This is a genomic window from Flavobacterium enshiense (genome assembly GCF_022836875.1).
GTDB lineage: Bacteria > Bacteroidota > Bacteroidia > Flavobacteriales > Flavobacteriaceae > Flavobacterium > Flavobacterium enshiense_A.
Map to the genome: position 1 here is coordinate 1,896,512 of NZ_CP090376.1, position 23,651 is coordinate 1,920,162.

At 38.7% G+C, this 23,651-nt stretch carries 18 protein-coding genes and 1 tRNA gene; 7 read left to right on the forward strand and 12 right to left on the reverse strand.

Features of this window, described 5'->3' with window-relative positions; translation table 11 throughout:
- Window positions 1-67: 67 nt before the first annotated feature.
- The 3 genes from serC to LZF87_RS08430 all read right to left on the reverse strand — a co-directional run bounded on the left by serC (window position 68) and on the right by LZF87_RS08430 (window position 2,706).
- Complete coding sequence (gene serC / locus LZF87_RS08420) at window positions 68-1,141, reverse strand: 3-phosphoserine/phosphohydroxythreonine transaminase (RefSeq protein WP_244338465.1); 1,074 nt, start codon at window positions 1,139-1,141, stop codon at window positions 68-70.
- A 3-nt stretch (window positions 1,142-1,144) separates the two neighbouring features.
- Complete coding sequence (locus LZF87_RS08425) at window positions 1,145-1,546, reverse strand: LNS2 domain-containing protein (RefSeq protein ID WP_244338467.1); 402 nt, start codon at window positions 1,544-1,546, stop codon at window positions 1,145-1,147.
- 101 nt (window positions 1,547-1,647) lie between these two features.
- Entirely contained in the window at window positions 1,648-2,706 is a 1,059-nt protein-coding gene (locus LZF87_RS08430; RefSeq protein ID WP_244338469.1) for an acyl-CoA reductase, read from the reverse strand.
- A gap of 68 nt (window positions 2,707-2,774) precedes the next feature.
- Here LZF87_RS08430 and LZF87_RS08435 point away from each other — a divergent pair, with 68 nt between their 5' ends.
- Window positions 2,775-3,125 carry a 4Fe-4S binding protein gene (locus tag LZF87_RS08435; RefSeq protein WP_244338471.1) on the forward strand — a complete coding sequence of 117 codons (351 nt, stop codon included), beginning with the start codon at window positions 2,775-2,777 and terminating at the stop codon, window positions 3,123-3,125.
- A 223-nt stretch (window positions 3,126-3,348) separates the two neighbouring features.
- Here the strand turns inward: LZF87_RS08435 and LZF87_RS08440 are convergent, their stop codons facing one another.
- The 5 genes from LZF87_RS08440 to LZF87_RS08460 all read right to left on the reverse strand — a co-directional run bounded on the left by LZF87_RS08440 (window position 3,349) and on the right by LZF87_RS08460 (window position 11,404).
- Window positions 3,349-5,145: an acyl-CoA dehydrogenase family protein gene (locus LZF87_RS08440; protein ID WP_244343808.1), complete on the reverse strand. Its 1,797-nt coding sequence runs from the start codon at window positions 5,143-5,145 to the stop codon at window positions 3,349-3,351.
- A 151-nt stretch (window positions 5,146-5,296) separates the two neighbouring features.
- Entirely contained in the window at window positions 5,297-6,478 is a 1,182-nt protein-coding gene (locus LZF87_RS08445) for an acetyl-CoA C-acyltransferase (RefSeq protein WP_244338473.1), read from the reverse strand.
- A 92-nt stretch (window positions 6,479-6,570) separates the two neighbouring features.
- The gene (locus LZF87_RS08450) at window positions 6,571-8,961 is read right to left on the reverse strand and encodes a 3-hydroxyacyl-CoA dehydrogenase/enoyl-CoA hydratase family protein (protein ID WP_244338475.1); all 2,391 of its coding nucleotides are present in this window, start codon (window positions 8,959-8,961) and stop codon (window positions 6,571-6,573) included.
- A 100-nt stretch (window positions 8,962-9,061) separates the two neighbouring features.
- The gene (locus LZF87_RS08455; RefSeq protein WP_244338477.1) at window positions 9,062-9,511 is read right to left on the reverse strand and encodes a MarR family winged helix-turn-helix transcriptional regulator; all 450 of its coding nucleotides are present in this window, start codon (window positions 9,509-9,511) and stop codon (window positions 9,062-9,064) included.
- A 114-nt stretch (window positions 9,512-9,625) separates the two neighbouring features.
- On the reverse strand, window positions 9,626-11,404 hold the full coding sequence (locus tag LZF87_RS08460; protein ID WP_244338479.1) for an AMP-dependent synthetase/ligase: 1,779 nt from the start codon (window positions 11,402-11,404) through the stop codon (window positions 9,626-9,628).
- Window positions 11,405-11,812: 408 nt separating this feature from the next.
- On the opposite strand from LZF87_RS08460, the gene LZF87_RS08465 reads away from it, so the two are divergent.
- A complete protein-coding gene (locus tag LZF87_RS08465; RefSeq protein ID WP_244338481.1) occupies window positions 11,813-13,735 on the forward strand; it encodes an LTA synthase family protein in 1,923 nt (640 codons plus the stop codon).
- A 16-nt stretch (window positions 13,736-13,751) separates the two neighbouring features.
- Entirely contained in the window at window positions 13,752-14,342 is a 591-nt protein-coding gene (locus LZF87_RS08470; protein WP_244338482.1) for a dual specificity protein phosphatase family protein, read from the forward strand.
- 191 nt (window positions 14,343-14,533) lie between these two features.
- Here the strand turns inward: LZF87_RS08470 and purL are convergent, their stop codons facing one another.
- The 3 genes from purL to LZF87_RS08485 all read right to left on the reverse strand — a co-directional run bounded on the left by purL (window position 14,534) and on the right by LZF87_RS08485 (window position 20,583).
- Window positions 14,534-18,202 carry a phosphoribosylformylglycinamidine synthase gene (gene purL, locus LZF87_RS08475; protein ID WP_244338484.1) on the reverse strand — a complete coding sequence of 1,223 codons (3,669 nt, stop codon included), beginning with the start codon at window positions 18,200-18,202 and terminating at the stop codon, window positions 14,534-14,536.
- Window positions 18,203-18,371: 169 nt separating this feature from the next.
- Window positions 18,372-19,022, reverse strand: a complete 651-nt coding sequence (locus LZF87_RS08480; protein ID WP_244338486.1) for a DUF1579 domain-containing protein — start codon at window positions 19,020-19,022, stop codon at window positions 18,372-18,374.
- Window positions 19,023-19,047: 25 nt separating this feature from the next.
- Window positions 19,048-20,583: a hypothetical protein gene (locus LZF87_RS08485; RefSeq protein ID WP_244338488.1), complete on the reverse strand. Its 1,536-nt coding sequence runs from the start codon at window positions 20,581-20,583 to the stop codon at window positions 19,048-19,050.
- 164 nt (window positions 20,584-20,747) lie between these two features.
- On the opposite strand from LZF87_RS08485, the gene LZF87_RS08490 reads away from it, so the two are divergent.
- The 4 genes from LZF87_RS08490 to LZF87_RS08505 all read left to right on the forward strand — a co-directional run bounded on the left by LZF87_RS08490 (window position 20,748) and on the right by LZF87_RS08505 (window position 23,097).
- On the forward strand, window positions 20,748-21,182 hold the full coding sequence (locus LZF87_RS08490; RefSeq protein ID WP_244338490.1) for a PaaI family thioesterase: 435 nt from the start codon (window positions 20,748-20,750) through the stop codon (window positions 21,180-21,182).
- On the forward strand, window positions 21,175-22,239 hold the full coding sequence (locus tag LZF87_RS08495) for an isochorismate synthase (RefSeq protein WP_244338492.1): 1,065 nt from the start codon (window positions 21,175-21,177) through the stop codon (window positions 22,237-22,239). Before LZF87_RS08490 ends, LZF87_RS08495 begins: the two co-directional genes overlap by 8 nt.
- 3 nt (window positions 22,240-22,242) lie before the next feature.
- Window positions 22,243-22,959 carry a bacillithiol biosynthesis deacetylase BshB1 gene (gene bshB1 / locus LZF87_RS08500; protein WP_244338493.1) on the forward strand — a complete coding sequence of 239 codons (717 nt, stop codon included), beginning with the start codon at window positions 22,243-22,245 and terminating at the stop codon, window positions 22,957-22,959.
- A 62-nt stretch (window positions 22,960-23,021) separates the two neighbouring features.
- Window positions 23,022-23,097, forward strand: a tRNA-His gene (locus LZF87_RS08505).
- A gap of 37 nt (window positions 23,098-23,134) precedes the next feature.
- Here LZF87_RS08505 and LZF87_RS08510 read toward each other — a convergent pair.
- Window positions 23,135-23,626, reverse strand: a complete 492-nt coding sequence (locus LZF87_RS08510) for a hypothetical protein (protein WP_244338495.1) — start codon at window positions 23,624-23,626, stop codon at window positions 23,135-23,137.
- Window positions 23,627-23,651: the final 25 nt, after the last annotated feature.

Below are 23,651 nucleotides of genomic sequence, written 5' to 3' on the forward strand. Positions count from 1 at the left end.
AAAGAAAACTTTCAAATAAAGCTTCTTCTTCCTCCCTTCCTTCCGATGTTTGCTTTCTGTTATCTGATTACTGAATACTTTTTTCTAATTCTTTCATCACATCAACCAAAACCTGAACGCTTTCAATCGGCAATGCGTTGTACATCGAAGCCCTGTAACCACCTACAGAACGATGCCCGGGGATTCCTGAAATACCGGCTGCTTTCCACATTGAATCGAAAAGTTCCTTATGATTTTCATCGTTCAATACGAAGGTCGCATTCATGTTTGAGCGGTCTTCCTTTACGGTAGTTCCTCTGAAAAGTGGGTTTCTGTCTATTTCTTCGTAAAGAAGTTTGGCTTTAGCTTCATTGACTTTTTCAATTGCGGGTATTCCGCCAAGGTTTTTTAGCCATTGTAAGGTAAGAAGTGATGTGTATACTGCAAAAACAGCTGGGGTATTGTACATACTTTCCTTTTCAATATGCTGCTGATAGTTCATGATATTCGGAATGGCTCTTCCGGTTTTGCCAAGAAGGTCTTCTTTTACGACAATCAACGTTGTACCGGCAGGGCCCATGTTTTTCTGTGCTCCGGCATAAATCAAATCGAATTTTGAAAAATCTAAAGTTCTTGAAAAAATATCCGAACTCATGTCACAAACCATTGGGACATTAGTCTCCGGAAAACTTTTCATTTGTGTTCCGAAAATAGTGTTGTTGCTGGTGCAGTGGAAATAATCAGCATCCGCTGGAATGGAATATTCTTTTGGAATATAAACGTAATTGTCCGGTTTAGAAGAAGCTACTACTACTGTTTCGCCGAACGGTTTCGCTTCTTTAATAGCGTTGTTGGCCCAGGTTCCGGTGTCAAGATAGGCTGCTTTTCCGTTAACTTTCATTAAGTTGTAAGGTATCCGTAAAAATTCCATACTTGCACCTCCTTGTAAAAACAAGGCCTGATAACCTTTTCCTGTTAACCCTAACAGTTCCAAAGCCAATGCCCTGGCTTCCTCCATTACGGCAACGAAAGCTTTGTCTCTATGGGAAATTTCCAAAATGGACAATCCCATACCATTGAAATCCAATACTGCTTGTGATGCTTTTTCAAATACTTCCTGAGGCAGAATACACGGCCCGGCGCTGAAATTATGTTTTTTCATTATTTAGTCGTTAAAAACCTGGATTACTGCTTCTTTTTCTATCAATTCGGTAAACTTACCATTAAAACGGGTTGCTTTCACCAGGTGGTTGTCAATCCAGTGATAATTTCCGCCTCTTGGTTTACCAAATAAAATACTGTGGAATCGGAATCCGTGTTTGTTCAGCCATTGCGTGGTTACTTCGCGGTGTTCTTCTGTTCTTGAGGTAAAGAAACAAATCCTATGGCCTTCATCATACCATTTGTTGATGGTTTCCAGGGCATCGGGAAATGGCTCGCAGGTTGCCATTCTTTCGGGTTGTTCGTTGGGAACGTCTTCCGTAATTGTACCGTCAATGTCAATGAGGTAGTTCTTAATCCCGTCTGGTAAAACAGGACTAATGTTGTCTTTGTGTTGTAGTTGCATTAGAGTTGTGTGTTTAATGCAAGCAAATTTAAAAAATAAACCGAAATTATTTATGAAAAAACACAAATGGGATAATTATTATCATTTTCGGGGCTAAAATGCTATATTTTTAATAAAAATGAAATGGTATCGATATTATCAGCATAATCACATAATTTTGGTTTTTGTGATTTTCCGAAGGAAATACTGTGATTTGTCAAATTATTTGACACAATACATTGGATTTTTTCAGAATCTTCTAAAAGTCTGCTTTTTATGGCTTCCAAATCGTCGTAATATTCATAAAAGACAGAAGAAATAGGGGAAGCATAACCCGGATCTTCTTTTAAAGTCAAAAATTCGTTATCCAAAAGTTTAAAAAGACTCATTAAGAATACTGCTTTGTTGTAATCGTAATTGTTGGCATACTTTTCATAATGAATAATGTCTCCGTATTTATATATAGATTCAAAAAACATTTTGAAATCGTATCCTCTGGGGACAAAAAGCTTGGAAACATTTCGGCATCCTAAACCAAAATACCTGAAAATATCTTCTCCCAATGCTTCTAAATCTTCTTTGGATTCTTTTCCGTTTAGAACTGCGACAGAATTTCGGTTTTTACGGATAATGCTCGGCACATCTTTGAAATAGTACTCGAAATAACGTGCCGTATTGTTGCTTCCGGTAGCAATTACTGCGTCAAAATTTTCCAATTTCCCTTCAACAAAAGTGATGCTGTCAGCCATTTCAGGAGCTACGGCGATGAGATAATCGGCTAAAAAAGGAAGTAACTTCTGATCGTTGGAAGATGTTTTTATCAATACGTTATGACCAGAAATCAATACGCTTAAAAAATCATGAAAACCAACTAGCGGAATGTTGCCGGCTAGAATTAACCCGACAGTTTTTGGCTGAACATTTGAAAGATCATAGGGCGATAACCATTCGTTAAGGCTCTCTTCTGTTAATGCTTCTGCCCATGAATCGATAGCATAATGTACCTGTTCCGGTGTAAACCAACCATTGTGACTTTGTGATAATGCAATCAGGTCGATAAACTTATCAAAAAACAAATCATTGTATAAAACACCTTCTTTTTTAGCAGAGTTATCCAATGAAAACTGGCTTAAAAATTTGCCTAATTCTATGAAAGCTGATTTTTTCTGATTAAGGTCCATATAATTTGTTTATGATAGGTTTTGATTGTAATTTTGTGCAAATTTACGCTTAATAATTAATATACGCTATGGCAATCATAATAACAGACGAATGTATCAACTGCGGGGCCTGTGAACCGGAGTGTCCAAATACTGCAATATATGAAGGAGCAGACGATTGGCGATACAAAGACGGAACAACTTTAAGAGGTAAAATCGTACTTCCAGACGGAACAGAAGTGGATGCAGACGCTCCACAAACGCCTATTTCGGATGACATTTACTTCATTGTTCCAGGAAAATGTACGGAATGTAAAGGATTCCATGAAGAGCCGCAATGTGCTGCCGTTTGTCCGGTAGATTGTTGTGTGCCGGACGATAATCATGTGGAAGACGAAGAAACGTTGTTAAACAGACAAGCATTTTTGCATAACGAATAAGTTTCTTTTTAGAGATTACTTAATAGCCTGAATAGTTGGATGACTTTTTAGGCTTTTTTGTTGATTTTTTTTAAACTATTTTTCATTTGAATTTACCGGAATAACATTCCAGTATTTTCAAAATTCCATTGATATGAAAAACAAAAAAAAACCGCCCTGCAAAATGCAAAAAGCGGTTTTTTAAACAAACTAAACCAATTTTCAAGTCAGTTAACCCTTCGGATTAAAAGCAGTAAGCGTTTTTAGCCACAACTTTGGCAGCGATAGTTTCTCTTAAAGCCGCTACGTTTGGCATGTTTGTGTATTTTGTGAATCGGCGTAATCCCATTAACATCATTCGTTGTTCATCGCCTTCGGCAAAAGAGACGATACCTTCTTTCCCTTTTTGAGTGATGATGTCTACAGCATGGTATAAATACAATTGTGCCATTGCAATTTGTTCTTTTACATTTTCAGCTCCTTTTGATTTTGCTAACTTTTCGGTTCTCAGGATGGTACTTTCTGCCATGTAAATTTCGATCAGCATATCAGCAGCAGCCAGTAGCAGTTGTTGGTGTGCTTCTAAATCAGGACCATATTTCTGAACCGCAGAACCTGCAACCATTAAAAAGGCTTTTTTCAGCTTTCCAATCATTTCTTTTTCTTCGGCAAACAATTCGGAATGATCCGGCATATCAAAAGAAGGGATTCCCATTAATTCCTCAGCAACTTTCATTGCAGGTCCGAGCAAATCAACATGTCCTTTCATTGCTTTTTTAATTAACATCCCCACGGAAAGCATACGGTTTATTTCGTTGGTGCCTTCATAAATACGTGCAATACGCGAATCTCTCCAGGCAGCTTCCATAGGCGTGTCTTCAGAGAATCCCATACCTCCAAAGACCTGGATGCCTTCATCGGTACAGTTTTGTAAGTCTTCAGAAACAGCAACTTTAAGGATGGAACATTCTATGGCAAACTCTTCAACTCCTTTTAATTCGGCTTCCTGATGGGAATTTCCTTCAGCTTCACGCGCATTGATTCTTTCTTCGATACTGCCAGTGGCACGGTATGTTGCACTTTCGCCGGCATAACATGAAGCAGACATCTCTGCAATTTTAGAACGAATTGCCCCGAAATTGGCTATAGGCGTGTTAAACTGCATTCTTTCGTTAGCGTATTTTACAGCTCCGGAAATAGTTCGGCGTTGCGCATCTAAGCAGGCGGCAGCCAATTTGATACGGCCAACGTTTAAAGCATTCATGGCAATTTTGAAACCTTCTCCGCGACCGGCCAGCATATTTTCAGCAGGAACTACTGTATCGCTGAAAAATACCTGACGGGTAGAAGAGGAGCGAATTCCTAATTTGTGTTCTTCCTCGCCAAGAGTGATTCCGTTTGGATTGGCAGGATCATATTCCACGATGAATCCGGTAATATTTTTATCGTGTTCGATACGTGCAAAAACAATCATCAGGCGACAGAAACCGGCATTGGAAATCCACATTTTCTGTCCGTTGATTTTATAGGTTTTTCCGTCGGCTGAAAGTTCTGCTCTCGTTTTTCCGGAATTAGCATCCGAACCGGCATCCGGCTCTGTCAGACAGTAGGAACCAAACCATTCTCCGGTGGCTAATTTCGGAACGTATTTTTGTTTCTGTTCTTCGGTTCCGTATAAGGTGATAGGCAATGTACCAATCCCGGTATGTGCTCCAAAAGCGGTCGAGAACGAACCGGTCGCACCCGAGATATAATCACAAACCAACACTGTATTGGAGAATCCCATACCTAATCCGCCATATTCTTCCGGAACGGCTACGCTTAGAAAACCAAGTTCTCCGGCTTTCTTCATACACTCTTCGGTATAGGCGTAATTTTTTTGTTCAAATTTATCTTTATGAGCCCAAAGTTCTTTATCGACAAACTCTTTTACTGAGTCGCGCATCATAATCTGATCTTCTGTGAAATCTTCCGGCGTGAAAACAGTTTCACATTTGGTTTCTTTGACAAGGAATTGACCTCCTCTGGTGATATCTTCCATGGTTTTTTTGTTTTGTATTAGAATATCTTCCATAGTTTTTAAATTTTTTTTCTCAAACTTGTCATTTCGACGAAAGAGAAATCACGTTATACAATGTTTTTACTTTATGAAGTTCCTCCTTCGTCAGAAAGACAGAAAGGAGAAGTGTTTATTATAATAACTCGTAAATTCCTGCGGTTCCCTGGCCAGTTCCCACACACATGGTCACCATTCCGTATTTGTTCCCACGACGTTTCATTTCGTCGAACAACTGAACAGAAAGTTTAGCACCGGTACAACCCAGTGGGTGACCCAAAGCAATAGCGCCACCATTTACGTTTACGATATCGGGATTTAATCCCAATTCACGGATAACGGCTAAAGATTGCGATGCAAATGCTTCGTTCAATTCGATTAATTCGATGTCTTTTAATTGCATACCGGCTTGTTTTACGGCTTTCGGAATGGCTTTTACAGGACCGATTCCCATAATTCTTGGCTCAACACCCGAAGAAGCGAAATTTACCAAGCGTGCAATCGGTTCGAGGTTTAATTCTTTTACCAATTCTTCCGACATTACCAGTACGAATGCCGCACCGTCACTCATTTGTGAAGAGTTTCCTGCTGTGACCGAACCCTCGGCAGCAAAAACAGGTTTTAATTTCGCTAATGCATCGTTATTTGTATCTGCTCTCGGGCCTTCATCTTTAGTAACAACATAAGATTTGGCTGCTTTTTTGCCATTGTCGTCGATATAAATCTGTTCAATGGTAATCGGTACGATTTGCTTGTCGAACTTACCTTCTGCCTGTGCTTTTAAGGCTTTCTGGTGTGAGTTGTATGCAAACTCATCCTGATCTTCACGGGAAACATTGAATTGTTTGGCGACAGCTTCGGCTGTCAGTCCCATTCCCCAGTAATAATCTTCATGTCCGGCAGCTGCGGCTTTGTAATCCGGAGTGGGTTTGTAACCTCCCATCGGAATATAACTCATGCTTTCGGCACCACCGGCAATGATACAGTGCGCCATTCCGGCCTGGATTTTAGCAGTCGCCATCCCGATTGTTTCAATTCCCGAAGCACAATAACGGTTTATGGTCACTCCCGGGACATCATCGATTTTTAGTCCCATCAAAGAGATTAATCGGGCCATGTTTAAACCTTGTTCGGCTTCCGGCATGGCGTTTCCAACCATCACATCATCGATTCGGGTTTTGTCGAAATCCGGCAGTTCGTTCATCATGTGCTCGATGGTTTCGGCTGCCAGTTCATCAGGTCTTTTAAAGCGGAACACTCCTTTTGGCGCTTTACCAACGGCGGTTCTGTATGCTTTTACTATATATGCTGTTTTCATTATTTTAGATTTTAAATTTTAAATCATTTGCATTGATTTTTAGCTTTTTAATTAAAAATCAATACGAATAGTCCAAACTGTAATATACGTAATTAATTGCGAAGTGGTTTTCCTTTGGTTAACATAAATTGGATTCTTTCCAATGTTTTTCTTTCGGTACAAAGTGATAAGAAAGCTTCCCGTTCTAAATCCAATAAATATTGTTCGGTTACTAACGTCGGCTCTGATAAATCACCTCCAGCCATTACATAAGCTAGTTTATTTGCAATTTTCTGGTCGTGTTCAGAAATATACTGGCCCGCAACCATACTGTCCGTTCCCACTAAGAACATTCCCAATGCCTGTTTTCCTAGAACTTTAATGTCTTTGCGTTTTACAGGCTGTGTGTAACCAGCTTCTGCCATTAGTAACGCATGTTTTTTTGCTTCTGCAATCTGACGGTCTTTGTTAACAACGACAATGTCTCTGCCTTTTTGAAGTACGCCTATATCAAAGCCTTCATAAGCAGATGTGGCCACTTTCGCCATACCAATCGAAAGGAAATATTCCTGTAATACATTTAATTCTACGTCGTTTTTGCGGAACGTATCCGAAGCACGAAGCGCCATTTCTTTAGACCCGCCACCACCAGGAATTACGCCAACGCCAAATTCCACTAAACCAATGTAGGTTTCGGCTGCCACTACGGCTTTATCGGCGTGCATAGTCAGTTCACAACCGCCACCTAACGTCATTCCGTGAGGCGCTGCAATTACCGGGATTGCAGAATAACGTAAACGCATCATGGTGTCCTGGAACATTTTGATGGCCATGTTTAATTCGTCGTATTCCTGTTCAACCGCCATCATGAAAATCATGCCTATATTGGCTCCAACCGAGAAATTGGCTGCCTGATTTCCAATAACCAGACCCTGAAAATCTTTTTCGGCTAAATCGACGGCTTTGTTGATCCCTTGAATTACACCCCCACCAATAGTATTCATTTTCGACTGGAATTCTAAATTCAAAATACCGTCTCCCAAATCCTGAATAACTGCTTCACTGTTGCTCCATACTTTTTTGCTTTCGCGGATATTGTTTAGAATAATAAAAGCATCTTGTCCCGGAACTTTTACCTGTGATTTTGAAGTAATATCATAATAATAAGTAGCACCTTCTTTAACAGTATAGAAAGATTTGTTGCCTGATGTAAGCATTTCGGTTACCCAAGCTGAGGGAGCCAATCCTTCCGCTTTCATTAGTTCGATTCCTTTTTCAACTCCGATGGCATCCCAGATTTCAAACGGACCGTTTTCCCAACCGAAACCGGCTTTCATGGCATCGTCAATTTTGTAGAAATCATCGGTGATTTCGGGAACACGGTTGGAAACATAAGCAAACATAGCAGTGAAGTTCTTTCTGTAGAAGTCACCTGCTTTGTCGGTTCCTTTTACCAAAACTTTAAATCGATCAATAGGTTTGTCAATCGTTTTGGTCATTTCCAAAGTGGCAAAAGATGCTTTTTTAGCCGCTCTGTATTCTAAAGTATCTAAATCTAAGGAAAGTATGTCTTTATCAACTTTTTTGTAGAATCCTTGTCCTGTTTTGCTTCCGAACCAGTTGTTTTCCAACATTATTTTAATGAAATCAGGAAGTTTGAACAATTCGTGTGCTTCGTCGTTCGGGCAGTTTTCGTATAAACCATTGGCAACATGAACCAAAGTATCCAAACCAACGACATCCACGGTTCTGAAAGTAGCTGATTTTGGTCGACCTATTACCGGTCCGGTTAGTTTATCCACTTCTTCAATGGTTAATCCCATGTCTTTTACAAGATGAAACAAACTCATAATACCGAAGATTCCGATTCTGTTTCCGATGAATGCAGGCGTATCTTTTGCAACTACTGAGGTTTTTCCTAAGAACTTTTCACCATATTCATTCAAGAAATCCAATACTTCTGTTGAAGTTTGAGGACCAGGAATGATCTCGAACAATTTTAAATAACGGGCAGGATTGAAAAAGTGTGTTCCGCAGAAATGTTTCTGGAAATCCTCGCTTCTTCCTTCGCTCATAAAATGAATCGGAATACCGGAAGTGTTGGAAGTAATCAGTGTTCCCGGTTTTCTGTATTTTTCAATCTGTTCAAAAACAGATTTTTTGATGTCTAATCGTTCAACAACAACTTCGATGATCCAATCACAGTCTTTGATTTTTTCTAAATCGTCTGTAGTGTTTCCGGTTGTGATACGACTTGCAAATTTCTGATCGTAAATAGGAGAGGGCTTCGATTTAAGTGCATTAGCTAAATGATCATTTACAATTCGGTTGCGAACCGCTTTATTTTCCAAAGTCAGACCCTTCTTTTGTTCTATTTCGGTCAGTTCTCTCGGAACAATATCGAGAAGCAGCACTTCAACTCCGATATTGGCAAAGTGACAAGCAATTCCGGATCCCATAATTCCGGATCCTACCACCGCTACTTTTTTGATAAGTCGTTTCATCTGTTTGAGTTTGTTGTTTATTGAAAGGGGCTCAAATCTTTGATTTTGGTCTAGGGGTAAAGCAAAGGTTGTATCCATTCGTTTTAGATTGTTAGTTTTTTTATTCTTTGTTTTCTGTATTGAATATGTTTTTATCAGCAATCAATTCATTTATAATTTCAGCCACTTCCATGAAACTGTTCAATTGTTCATCGGTAACATAATTTTTTACGGTTTCATTAAATTTTATTACGGTGGATTTTGATAATTCTCTTTTTTCTTTTCCGAGTTTGGTGAGGTGGATTATGACGCCTCTTCCGTCGGTTGGGTTTTTCTTTCGTAATATTAAGCCCTTTTCTTCCATCGACTTTAACGTACGGGTCAGACTTGTTGCTTCCATTCCCATTCGGGTTCCTATTGCTGTTGAAGGCGTTCCTTTCTCCTTGTCGATACTCAGCAGGGCAAATCCGGTAGCCATTGTAGCGCCGTATTTTGTAGCTTCTTCATTATACATTCTTGCTACTGCCTGCCAGGTGGCTCTTAGGATATAATCAATTGTTTTGTCTTTCATATTGCTGTTAAGGAATTCAAATATATAAATAAATACTATGCATGCATAATAAAAATGAATATTTTTTAATAAAATTAAAAAAAAACTCCTCAATTGAGAGGAGTCTGCTTATTTTTAAGCATTATTGTAGATTTTATCATAAAGATCTTGATATTTTTCTTTTATGATTTTTCTTTTTAATTTCATCGTTGGCGTTAAATGTCCGCCGTCAATTGACCAGATATCAGGAGTAAGTTCAAATCTTTTAACTTGTTCCCAACTTCCGAATTTTTTGTTCAATCCTTCCACTTCTTCGTCGATACGCTGTTTTACATCCGGGTTGGATGAAATTTCAGCTGTGGTTGTTCCGATATTTATGCCTTTTAATTTAGCCCATTCTTTTATAAAATCAAAATTAGGCTGGATGAAAGCACCCGGCATTTTTTCGCCGTCTCCAACGACCATAATCTGTTCGATGAAGCGGGATTGTTTAAAGGTGTTTTCCAGCACTTGAGGTGCAACATATTTTCCTCCTGAGGTTTTGAACATTTCCTTTTTGCGATCGGTTATTTTTAAGAAGCCATCAGTGTCTACCTCGCCGATGTCTCCCGTGTGAAAATATCCTCCCCTAAGGGCTTCTTCAGTCTGGGACTCGTCTTTGTAATAGCCCATCATAATATTCGGACCTTTGCAAAGGATTTCGCCGTCTTCAGCAATTTTAACTTCAACACCTTCTAATACACGTCCCACAGTTCCTATTTTAAATCCTCTGTTGTTTTGGTCGTTTACTGAAATTACAGGTGATGTTTCAGTCAATCCATAACCTTCCATGATTGGGATTCCCGCTGCAGCAAATACTCGGGTAAGTCTGGGCTGTAAAGCGGCACTTCCGGAAACCATTAATTCCAATTGTCCTCCAAGTCCTTCTTTCCATTTGCTGAAAATAAGTTTACGGGCAATCTTCAGTTGAAATTCATACCACCAGCCGTTGGCTTCATAAGGTTCATATTTCAGGCCTAATTCAATAGCCCAAAAGAAAAGTTTCTTCTTGATTCCGGTTAAATCAGCTCCCTTCGCGTATATCTTATCGTACACTTTTTCCAAAAGTCGCGGAACCGCAGTCATTACATTTGGTTTTACTTCTTTCAGGTTATCGCTCATTTTTTCGATACTTTCCGCAAAGTAGATTGAAATACCATAATATTGGTAGAGGTACAAAATCATTCTTTCGAAAATGTGACAAACTGGTAAAAAGCTCAATCCTCGGCAGTCACCTGCTCTTAATGGTACTCTTGGTGCGCTCATCAATACGTCGGATACTATATTGTTATGACTTAGCATGACGCCTTTAGGACGGCCTGTAGTTCCGGAAGTATATATCAAAGTGGCCAGATCATTTGTCGTAATGCTGTTTTTTCTATCTTCAACTTCGTTTTGGTTGCTTTCGTCTGTTCCTAATTGCAGTACTTCTTTCCAGCTTTTACAGCCGGGAATATCATTATAAGAATAAATTTCCTTTAATGAAGGAACGTTCTGTTTAATTGAATCTATTTTGGCAAAAACCTCACTGTCTGATACGAAACAGAACTTTGATTCGGAATGGTTTAGGATGTATTGGTAATCTTCGGCCGAAATAGTCGGATAAATAGGTACCGTTTGAGCGCCTGTTTGTAAAACGCCTATATCTGTAATATTCCACTCGGTTCTGTTATTGGAAGATATAATGGCTATTTTGTCATTTTTCTGGACTCCCATACGAAGCAATCCACGTGAAATGGCATTGGCCTTGTCTATATATTCTTTTGTGGAAGTTTTGACCCATTCTCCGTTTAGTTTAGTAACCAAAGCATCGGACAAATTGTATTTTTCCAGCTGATAGTATGGGAAATCAAAAAGACGTGTTATTTGATTCATTTTCTCAAATTTTATTACTGCAAAATAGGAAAAATTAAAGGTTATTGCAAAAAAAAAGAAAATTGCATCGATGTTTTTTGGTTTTGGATGTGTTTTTCTGAAAAATAATAAATAACTCGTTGATATCTATTGTTTTGGGTTTTAGGATGAATTCCTTTTTTGTTTTTAATTTCTCCAAGTTGCCCAGTTTTTCAGTGTTTTTTTAATGAAATGAATAGAGAGCTGGATTGAAGCGTAGTTTGGAAAAAGTAAAATAGTATGCTTTCATAGTATTTTTTTTTTTTTTTTCGTTGGCACGGAATTTAATTGAAGAATTAAGAGTTTACTAATGTTTTCACAATGAAGGGGTTTTGTCCTCCGTATTTTGTACTTTTGGGCGCTAAAAAAAATGATTTTCATTAGTTTAATATGAAAAATTTCTTCCGTATAAGCGAATATAAAGCGCTGTTGTATAGGTTGTTGCTGGTGTATTTCTTTTATTTCATTGCCCGTACCTTATTTTTTGTTTACAATTGCAGTCTGCTGAAAGTAAATTCTGTGGGTGAATTTTTGAGGCTTGCTTATCACGGATTAACATTTGACACTACCGCGATTCTTTATATCAACGGATTATTCATTCTTTTTTCGGTTTTACCGTTGTGGGTTAATACTAAGCAGGGTTATCAGAAATTCTTGTTCTATCTGTATTTCGTTACTAATTTGATAACGTATGCAACGAATTTCATTGATTTGATTTACTACAAATTCATTTACGCCCGCACCACAATTGCCGTTTGGGATTCCCTGGAGCATGAAAAGGATAAAGGCGCAATGATGTTCCGTTTTCTGATAAGTTATTGGCACGTTTACTTGTTGTTTTTTCTTATAGCAGTACTTTGGATTTACCTGTACAAGAAAGTCAGAGTCATTCATCAACAGGCTACACACAGTAAGGCAAAGTATTTTCCTTTTTCCGTAATCGGTTTATTGGTAGTTGCTTTTTTAACGGTTGGTGGTATACGAGGTGATTTTAAAAAGAGTACGCGTCCTATAAATTTAATAGACGCTAATAGGTATGTAGGGCAACCGCAACATGCTGATATCGTTTTAAATACTCCGTTTGCTATAATAAGGACTATTGGCACGACAAGTTTTAAAAAAATAAATCTTGTAGATGAAAGTGTAGTTGAAGCGAATTTTCAGCCGATTAAACACTACACAAGCAATCCGAAATCTACTCCGAATATCGTTTTAATTATAACGGAAAGTTTCGGTAGGGAATATTGGGGCTCTTTCAATAAGGATATGAAAATCCCTGATTATGTTGGTTATACCCCGTTTTTGGATTCTTTAGCGCAGCACAGTATGATTTATAACAACGGTTTTGCTAACGGAAGCAAGTCAATTCACGGGATGTCATCAATTATAGCAGGAGTTCCTTCATTCAGGGACGCATTTACATCCTCACCATATCCGAAACAGAAAATACAATCGTTGGTTTCCTGTCTGAAAGAGATGGGGTATGATACCTCTTTCTTTCATGGAGCGCCAAACGGTTCGATGGGCTTTCTCGGTTTCGGAAATATTCTGGGTTTTGACCATTATTATGGTAAAACCGAATTTAATAACGATGCCGAATTTGACGGTGTTTGGGGAATTTGGGACGAGCCTTTCCTTCAGTTCATGAAACAGACGTTGGATAAAAAGCAAAAACCGTTTTTCAGCACGATATTTACGGTTTCTTCCCACGAACCTTATATTGTACCGGAAAAATACAAGAATACCTTTCCAAAAGGGCATTTGCCGATGCACCAATGCGTTGGATATACCGATTATTCGTTTAAAAAATTCTTCGAAGAAGCTAAAAAGCAGCCTTGGTTTAAAAATACCATTTTCATTATCACAGCTGATCACGGTAACCAAACGTATTATGATGAATATGGGAAGGTTGTTAACAGAACGGCAACACCGATTCTTATTTACAAGCCTGACGGAAGTCTTAAAGGTGTCAATAAAGAATTAGCACAACAGATTGACATTTATCCGACCATTTTAGATATGGTGGGCTATGACAAACCGTTTAGGAGTTGGGGGAGAAGTTTGATCGGCGACAAAAAGATAAAGCCGTATACGATTAACTTTAACGGAAACCTGTATCAGTTTCAGCGTGGCAATTATATATGTACTTTCGATGGTAAGGAAATAGTAGGATATTATGATATAAATGATAAAGCCCTGGAGCGAAATTTAATTGCCAAACCCAACGAAGAAATGTTGGAAAACGCTGAAGCTTGTAAAGCAATTATTCAGGATTATTTCGAAAGAATTATTGATCAGAAATTATATTATTAAATAACAGATAACAGATATGAAAAAGAAAATAGGGTTATTGGTCCTTTTAATTATTGTAGCTGGAGTGGGTAAATATGTTTACGATATGAACATCAACCACAATTTCGAAACCATCACGGAAGGGAAAGTGTATAAAAGTGGTGTGATCCCTCCGGATGAAATAGAGGATTATGTGAAGAAGTACCATATTAAAAGCATTGTGGATTTACGTTTTCCGGGTACGGGCGATGATGTAAATAATCCTGAAATTCCTGCTGAATTGATTGCGGAAAGAGAAGCTATAGCTAAAATCCCTGGAGTGAATTATTTTAACAACGGTTCCGATCAGGTTCCACAACAAAATAATCTGGACACGTTTTTTAAAATTATGGATAATCCGAAAAATTACCCGGTACTGATTCACTGTTATCATGGTGTTGGACGTGCGGAGATGTACTCGGCATTGTATCGCATTGAATATGAAGGAATGGATAGGGATGAAGCAAGAACTTCTACTCGTTTCCTAACCAAATGGAGTTCATTCGATCTAGGGAAACCTAAAGGTGATTATTTACATAATTATAAGTCGAGAAACGAAATTCGGAAAGATTTTGTTTCGGAGAAATAATATGAAAGCCCCCTTTGAAAGGGGCTTTTTTTTATGTCTGATATGAAATGTCCGAATTCACAATACGAACAATATTTACCTATGTAAAGTGAGTATTTGTTATGGTGTATGCTGAAATGAAGTAAGATCTTGTAACAATAAAAAAAGCACCCTAAAATTAGAGTGCTTTCATTCAGAATTTATAGAAAATCTTATTTGTTCTTTGCTTCAATCCATTTTCTGGCATTCACAAAAGCTTCGTGCCATGGAGTCACTTCGTTTTTCTCTCCGTTTTCCGGGTAATGTGCCCAGTTCCAAGGGAAAGTAGAACGTTCAATGTGTGGCATGGTTACCAAATGACGTCCTGTTTTGTCGCACATCATAGCTGTGTTGAAAGCAGAGCCGTTTGGATTCGCCGGATATGCTTCGTAGCCGTATTTTCCAACGATGTTGTATTTGTCTTCAGAGTATGGTAACTTGAATTTACCTTCTCCGTGAGAAATCCAAACTCCTAAAGTAGCACCTTCTAAAGAAGAAAGCATTACCGAATTATTTTTCTGTACCGTTACCGAAGTAAAGCCGCTTTCGTGTTTGTGTGAATTGTTGTGAAGCATTTTTCCGTGTACTTCATGTTCCGGATTGATCAATTCCAATTCCATGAACAACTGACAACCGTTACAGATACCTACAGATAAAGTGTCTTCGCGTTTGAAGAAATTCTCCAATGCCGTTTTTGCTTTTTCGTTGTATAAGAATGCTCCGGCCCAACCTTTAGCAGAACCTAATACATCGGAATTAGAGAAACCTCCAACAGCTCCGATGAACTGAATGTCTTCCAATGTTTCGCGACCCGAAATCAAATCCGTCATGTGAACGTCTTTTACGTCGAATCCTGCCAAGTACATTGAGTTTGCCATTTCACGCTCGGAATTACTTCCTTTTTCACGGATGATAGCTGCTTTTGGTCTTGGCTTTGAATTATCAATAACCGGTGCTTTTCCGTCGAAATGAGATGGGAAAGTGTAAGTAAGCGGTTGGTTTTTATAGTTGTTGTAACGCTCTAAAGCGGTTCCGTTTTTAGATTGTTTTGAATCTAAAAGGAAAGACGTTTTGTACCAAGTATCTCTTAAATCGGATACATTGAATGTGAACGAATCGGTATTGTTTTTAATGGTAACTGAATTTCCTTCCGCTACCGAACCGATGTTGAAAATCTCAATGTTGTTTTTAGCAAAAACAGCTTCTACGGATGCATCTGCCTGGAAAACCACACCAATATTTTCGTTGAATAATGCTTTAACCGTATCGTTTTCACCTAAAGTAGTTAAATCAAATGAAGCGCCTAAATTCACATCTGCAAAACACATTTCCAATAAAGTAGTGATTAAACCACCGCTTCCTACGTCGTGTCCCGCATTTATTTTACGATCCTTGATTAAATCTTGTAAAACGTTGAAGGCTTTTTTGAAGAATTCCGCATTGGTAACGGTTGGTACTTCAGAGCCTACTTTGTTTAAAACCTGAGCAAAGGAAGAACCTCCTAATTTGAAAGTATCCTGAGATAAATTGATATAATAGATGTTTCCTCCGTTTCTTTTCAAAACAGGTTCAACAACTTTAGTAATGTTTGAGCAGTTTCCGGCTGCTGAAATAATAACCGTTCCCGGCGCGATTACTTCGTCATTTGGATATTTCTGTTTCATTGAAAGTGAATCTTTTCCGGTTGGAATGTTGATTCCCAATTCGATGGCAAAATCCGAACAACCCTTAACAGCTTCGTATAATCTTGCGTCTTCACCTTCGTTTTTACAAGCCCACATCCAGTTTGCAGAAAGGGAAACCGATTTTAAATTATCTTTTAATGGCGCCCAAACAAGATTACTTAGAGCTTCACCAATTGCGTTTCTGGAACCAGCAACTGGATCAACCAATGCCGAAACTGGCGAGTGTCCGATTGTAGTTGCAATACCTTCTTTTCCTTTGAAATCCAACGCCATAACCCCAACGTTGTTCAATGGTAATTGTAATGGTCCTGCACACTGCTGTTTAGCTACGCGTCCGCCCACACAACGGTCAACTTTGTTGGTCAACCAGTCTTTACAAGCTACAGCTTCCAATTGTAGAACCTGATTTAAGTAAGCTGGAATATTTTCAGTTGTATAATTTAAATCAGAATAATTAGCAGCAACTGTTTTGTCGTTCATGATGGTTTTTGGAGAACTTCCGAAGAAATCTTCCAACGCATAATCCATTGGTTTTGCACCCGTTGTTTTGGATTCGAATGTAAAACGATGATCCGAAGTCACATCACCAACCTGATACATAGGTGAACGCTCTCTGTCTGCAATTTTCTGAAGAGTGTCAATGTTTTCTTCACCGATAACCAATCCCATTCTTTCCTGAGATTCGTTTCCGATAATTTCTTTAGCAGAAAGGGTAGGGTCACCCACCGGTAATTTATCTAAATCGATTAAACCTCCGGTTTCTTCCACTAATTCAGAAAGACAGTTCAAATGTCCTCCCGCTCCGTGATCGTGAATAGATACGATTGGGTTGTTATCGCTTTCCACCAAACCACGAATGGCGTTGGCAGCACGTTTTTGCATTTCTGGGTTGGAACGTTGGATAGCATTCAATTCGATTCCTGAACCGAAAGCTCCGGTATCTGCTGAGGAAACAGCAGCACCACCCATTCCGATTCTATAATTTTCTCCACCAAGTATTACGATTTTATCGCCTTCCTGTGGTTTCTTTTTAATAGCTTGATCTAATTTTCCGTAACCGATTCCGCCCGCTTGCATGATTACTTTGTCGTAACCTATTTTGCGGTTGTTTTCCTCGTGTTCGAAGGTTAAAATGGAACCTGTAATTAACGGTTGACCAAATTTGTTACCGAAATCAGAAGCTCCATTGGAAGCTTTGATTAAGATATCCATTGGTGTTTGGTACAACCAAGGTCTTTCGTTCATGGCTCCTTCCCAGGCTCTGTTTTCTTCTAATCTTGAGTAAGATGTCATGTAAACTGCAGTTCCTGCTAATGGCAATGAACCTTGTCCACCTGCTAAACGGTCACGAATTTCTCCTCCTGAACCTGTTGCTGCACCACTAAACGGCTCCACAGTAGTAGGGAAGTTGTGGGTTTCTGCTTTTAGGGAAAGCACAGAATCGAATTCTTTTTCCTGGTAAAAATCAGGTTTGTCGGCACTTTTTGGTGCAAACTGTGTCACTTTCGGACCTTTAACGAAAGCAACGTTATCTTTATACGCCGAAACAATATCGTTAGGATTTGTTTCCGATGTTTTCTTGATTAATTTGAATAAGGAAGTCGGTTTTTCTTCACCATCCACTACAAAAGTTCCGTTGAAAATTTTGTGACGGCAGTGTTCCGAATTAGCCTGAGAGAAAGCAAAAACTTCAGAATCCGTTAGTTTTCTTCCAAGTTTGGTTGATAAATTATTCAGATAGTCTACTTCTTCATCGCTTAAAGCTAAACCTTCCTGTTTGTTGTATGTAGCGATATCATCAATATCCAGAATTGCTTCCGGCTCAATGTTGATAGTAAAAATATCTTGGTTTAATTCAGCATATTTTTGGGAAATCATCGGGTCGAAAGTATTGAAATCAGCCGAAACTTTTTCAAATTCCTCAATTCTGATAATACCCGAAATTCCCATATTCTGAGTGATTTCAACGGCATTGGTACTCCATGGTGTTACCATAGCGGCACGGGGTCCAACAAAAAAATCCGCAAGTACGGATTTCTCTATTTTATGTGCGTTGCCGAAAAGCCAGTTTAATTTTGAGATGTCTTCAGTCGATAATTCGTTTTGCGTTTGGACTGCAAAAACAGTGTTCGTTTGGTTTCCGAAGAAATGAATCATTGTATGAGTTGTTTTATACCGCTACGCTCCGTACAGTTCGGCTCGCCTCGGATGTGTTGTTGTTTTTAAAGTGCAAATTTATTCTAAAAAAGTCAGTTGACAAAGTTTGTTTTCATAAAAAAAGCACAAGATTTGACTTGTGCTTTTTACAGTATTATTCATACGATTTCTATTTCTTTCTGGTCGAAATGATTTCCATGGTTTTGAATTCTTTACCATCATAACCTGTGTCGTACATTTCCATTTTTCGGGTATTGTCATCAACTATGGTAATCGTTTCTCTCATTTTTTTCGTCTTTTTTGTTACCGGATCCACAGCGTCGCCTTCAAAACTGAACATTTTTGTGGCTGGGTCGTATTTCCCTTTCATGATCATTATTCCGGTACCCATGTTGTCAATCCAAGTAGAAGTGTATTCCTGAGTGGCATTATCGTAGGCCAGGGTACCCTTTCCTTCAAATGGCGATCCCATGAAGTTTCCTTTGTAGATTCCTTCCTGATAACGGCCTCCCAATACCATTTTGTATTCGGCAGTGGTAGTGCTCTTAGTCGGCTCCGCACCGGCAGACATCCACATGGTCATGTCACCGGACCACATTCCGTTTTCCATGGCCATCATTTTTTGAGCCTCACCAACAGTGGCGTACTCTGTCCATGCTTTGGTAATAGTTGCCGAATCCGGGACTGCTGCAGTTGTTTCAGGTTCTGCGGCAGGAGTTTCCGTTGTTGTTTCAGGGGTTTCTGTTTTTTTCTCTTCTTCTTTTTTGCAGGCAATCAAACTTAAAGATGCAATTGCCAGAGTTAAAATTGTTTTGTTCATAATTATTTTGGTTGTTGATTAATAATTAATTTGGAAAAACAATGTGGTTATAAGCGCCCATATCTGTTGCACCGGTCCTTGGCTTATTTAAAATATCGTTGAATGTTGAAAACGTTTGATCTGCAGTACCTTTTGCTGTTGAATTATCACCAATGATCAACTGATTTTTCGATGGATTTTTGAAATTAGGTTTATTGGTATTTGAGTTTTCGGCGATGATACAGCCTGGGTAATTAGCCGTGTTTGCTATTGGATATAAGGGATCATCTTCAAATTGGCCAAAATCAATAAACTTGATCAGACAATTTCTGAAATTATAGTTAAAAGCGGCTGCATCCGTCTTTTTTAATGAAATTCCGTAACTACCCGATCCGTAAATAATGCAGTTGGTGAAATTTGCATTGGTCAGATCATAAGGATTTGTTTCATTGCCGTTGTCGATATAAACCGGAACTTGGTTAGGTCTTGGCCAGTAATTAGCAAACGTGCAATGTGTAAAATTGTAATCACCACCCAGTGAACAGGCTAATCCGGCCTGACCGCAGTTGTTGATTACCACGTTTTGTCCGTTGATTGTCGCTGTTCTGGCTAAGATTCCGAAATTCGAACAATTGTAAATCTGTACATCCGTCATGTTAATTACACTTGGATTATGGTCTATCAGCAAGCCAACGGTTGCGTTTTTAATGGTAATGTTCTTGAAACTTCCTGCACTTCCTTCAGTCATCCAAACGGTACCCCATTGTCCGGCGATATCTGAGAAATCAGGTTCAAGACGATCGCTTTCAAAAGTGATTTCATTATCGACTAAAATATTCCCTTCAGAATCGTAAGTGGAATAATCACCAAGAGCATTGATAGTTCCTCCGTTTCCGATGATCAAACCGGAATCGGCATGAAAATGGATTTTCGCACCTGGGTCTATATTCAGGGTTTCGTTGCTGGGAACTGCTGCGTAACCATAAATCACATAGGGTTTTGAATTATTCCAATGGTATTCGTCTCCGTTTACAGGATCATTATGGTCTAAGAAAAAACCATAGATTTCTTCCTCTCCGATAGGGAGGGTTTCATAGGTTCCGTCGGAAAAACGTTTCGGATACAAAAAATAAGCATCTCTCACCAAAGTAACCAAATCAACGGTTTGCGGAGCGCCACTGATATTGTGGAATTCTATTTTGTCAGTATAAAGGTATTCTGAATCCGGGTTGGCATATTCGTTGTAATCAATAGTAGTTTCTATGAAAATAAACATGCTGTCTTTGGCTAGTAATTCTACATTATTGAATACTTTGCCTGGTATTCCGTCTACCATCAGGCGGTATTTTGAATTTTCGCCTTCGCCAAGCTGTATTGTTGGTATCTTAATGTCTTTATCGCTGTTATTGTAAACTTTAAGGTTATAAGTGCTCGAGCCGATATTGGTGAAAACAGTGTCAAGATATACAGTTTGTTTCGAAAATTGTAATCCTCCGGTACTTGGTTCAAATTCAAAATCCTGTCGGCAGGAGGTAAGCGTTAGTATAAATCCGATAAAAAGTATATAAATGTAATGACGCATAAGAAAAAACTTGTTTTCTGTAAAAGTATTGATTTTTTTAAACTTAAAAGAAGTTTGCTTTAGCCAAATTAACTATTTTTAAATAGATTTTTAGCAAATTAGTTTAAATCAGGGTAGTTGAATTGGTATTACATTTATAAATTTACACATCTAAAGAAAAAAATATGTCATTTGATAAAGATAAAGTACTACAACGCTGCAATTCATATGGTAAAAATACTTTAATGGAAACGTTGGAAATTCAATTTACCGATGCCGGTGAAGATTTTTTAACGGCCACCATGCCTGTTAACCCACGAGTACATCAGCCGATGGGCCTCTTGCACGGTGGTGCTTCCGTTGCTCTTGCAGAAAGTGTAGGGAGTGCTGCATCTATGATGTTTGTTAATGGGGAAAAGCAGGAAGTGAGAGGCATTGAAATTTCGGCCAATCATTTAAGAAGTAAAAGGGAAGGGGTGGTTACGGCCACCGCTAAAATTATTCACAAAGGCGCCAGTATTCATTTGTGGGAAATCAGAATCGTTGATGAAGAGGAAAAACTGGTTTCATTGTGCAAACTCACAACGATGGTGCTGCCAAGAAAAAAGAAACATGACTGATATATTTTTAAAAGTAAAAACGCATCAGGAACAACAGCTTCCTTTTGTTTTATATTCCAAGCCGAATGCGAAAGAAATTGTAGGGTTGTTTCAGCGCAATGATCATTTGTATTTTGTGGAATCATTTGAGGAGAATGGATTTGTATTTGCGCCCTTCGATGGGGAAAATTATATTATCTTGCCCGAAAATCATCTGGACGTTATTGTAGAGTCTTTTAAAAGTTCTCCTACTGAGAATCTTCCGGCGATTTTTTACGAAATTGACGAAAAAGCCAAGAATGATTTCGAAAATCTGGTTGCAAAAGCAGTAGACGAAATTCACGCCGGATATTTTAAAAAAGTAGTGCTTTCCAGAGAAGAAATCGTGAACTTAGACCACTTTGATACAGTCGATTTTTTTCAGAAGCTTTTAATCAATTACCCTCAGGCCTTTAAATACTGTTTTTTCCATCCGAAAGTAGGTATGTGGATGGGAGCAACTCCAGAGCAGCTTTTAAAAGTGAAAGATTTTGAAATTCATACTGTGGCCCTGGCTGGAACCAAAGTAAATAAAGGGAAAGAAGATGTGATTTGGAAGCAGAAAGAAAAAGACGAACAGCAATTGGTGACTGATTTTATATTGGAAAATCTTAAAGATCATGTTTCGGAGCAGACAGTTTCCAGTCCCTATACGGCTTATGCAGGTAATTTGCTGCATATCAAAACGGATATTTCCGCAAAAATGAATAACGCCAACAGTCTAAAACCTGTGTTGAAAATTTTGCACCCAACGCCCGCTGTTTGTGGTTATCCGAAATTGTTGGCCAAAGATTTTATTCTGCAGAACGAAGGATACGATCGTGAATATTATGCCGGTTTTTTAGGCGAACTGAATATGGATTTTGCAACGGGAAGAAGTAAAAATTCCGATTTGTTTGTCAATTTACGGTGTATGAAAATAAAAGATAAAAAAGCACATTTGTTTGTAGGCTGCGGAATCACCAAGGATAGTGACCCGGAAAAGGAATTCCTGGAAACGGTCAACAAATCAATGACGATGAAAAAAATTCTGAATTAATATATGAAATTAGATATACTTGCCTTTGGGTCGCATCCCGATGATGTTGAGTTAGGCTGCGGAGCAACGATTGCTAAAGAAATCTCGTTGGGAAAGAAAGTAGGAATTGTTGATTTGACAAGAGGTGAGCTGGGAACCAGAGGCTCGGCTGAAATACGTGATGAAGAATCAGCCAAAGCGGCTAAAATGCTGGGGGTTACTGTTCGTGAAAATTTGAGGTTCCGTGACGGATTTTTTGTAAATGATGAAACCCATCAGTTGGAAATTATCAAGATGATTCGAAAGTATAAGCCGGAAATCGTTTTGTGCAATGCGGTAGACGATAGGCATATCGACCATGCAAAAGGAAGTAAGTTGGTTTCCGATGCTTGTTTTCTTTCCGGGTTACGCCGAATAGAAACCGAGGCGGACGGAGCACAGCAGGAAGCATGGCGACCGAATTTAGTCTACCATTATATACAGTGGAAAAACATCGAACCTGATTTTGTAGTGGACGTAACCGGGTTTGTCGAAAAAAAGGTTGAAGCAATTATGGCTTACAGTTCGCAATTTTATGAGCCTAATTCCAACGAACCGATTACGCCAATAGCCACAAAAAACTTTAAAGACAGTCTGATTTACCGGGCTCAGGACCTTGGAAGGCTCATTGGAACTGATTTTGGCGAAGGATTTACGGTTGAAAGATATTTGGCTGTCAATAGTTTAGGAGATTTGCGATAATTTTTTTTAAAAAATATTTGCGAAAAACGATAAATGCCCTATATTTGCACCCGTAATCAAATGGTGATTGTAGCTCAGTTGGTTAGAGCGTCGGATTGTGGTTCCGAAGGTCGCGGGTTCGAGACCCGTCTTTCACCCTTACTACTGAAAAGCTTCGAGGAAACTCGGAGCTTTTTTATTTTTTCTTGGTGTGTATTAATTTGTCGATTGATTTGTCTAGTTCCTCCAGTTGATATTCGAGTTCTTTTTTAAAGTCTTCCCAATCATCTTCGCTACTAATTGTGTAACTGTCTACTTTTACGAGTAAATCGACATTTGTCTTTTCAATCTGGCTGACATTTTCTAAAAGAGCCTCATCTGACTTTTTAGTTGTCTTTCTGATTTGTGATTTTAAATTGTCGATGAGTTTTTTGTTGACTTCTATCTCATTCTTAACTTCTTTTTTAAAGGCGTTCCATGCTATGCTGTCATTTTTGGCAATATTTATCTTTTTGATAGAGTCAATCAATTCTTCCTCTTCCATTTCCATTTCCATGCGTTCAATTGCTTCTCGCTTTATCTGAGCTTCTTCAGTTGTAATTTCTGTATCTGCATCCGATTTACAACTTGTCCCTAGTATTCCTGCTAAGAAATTTGATATGGTCAGTATAAATATAGATTTTTTCATTGTCTTTTTTAGTTTAAGTTTCGAC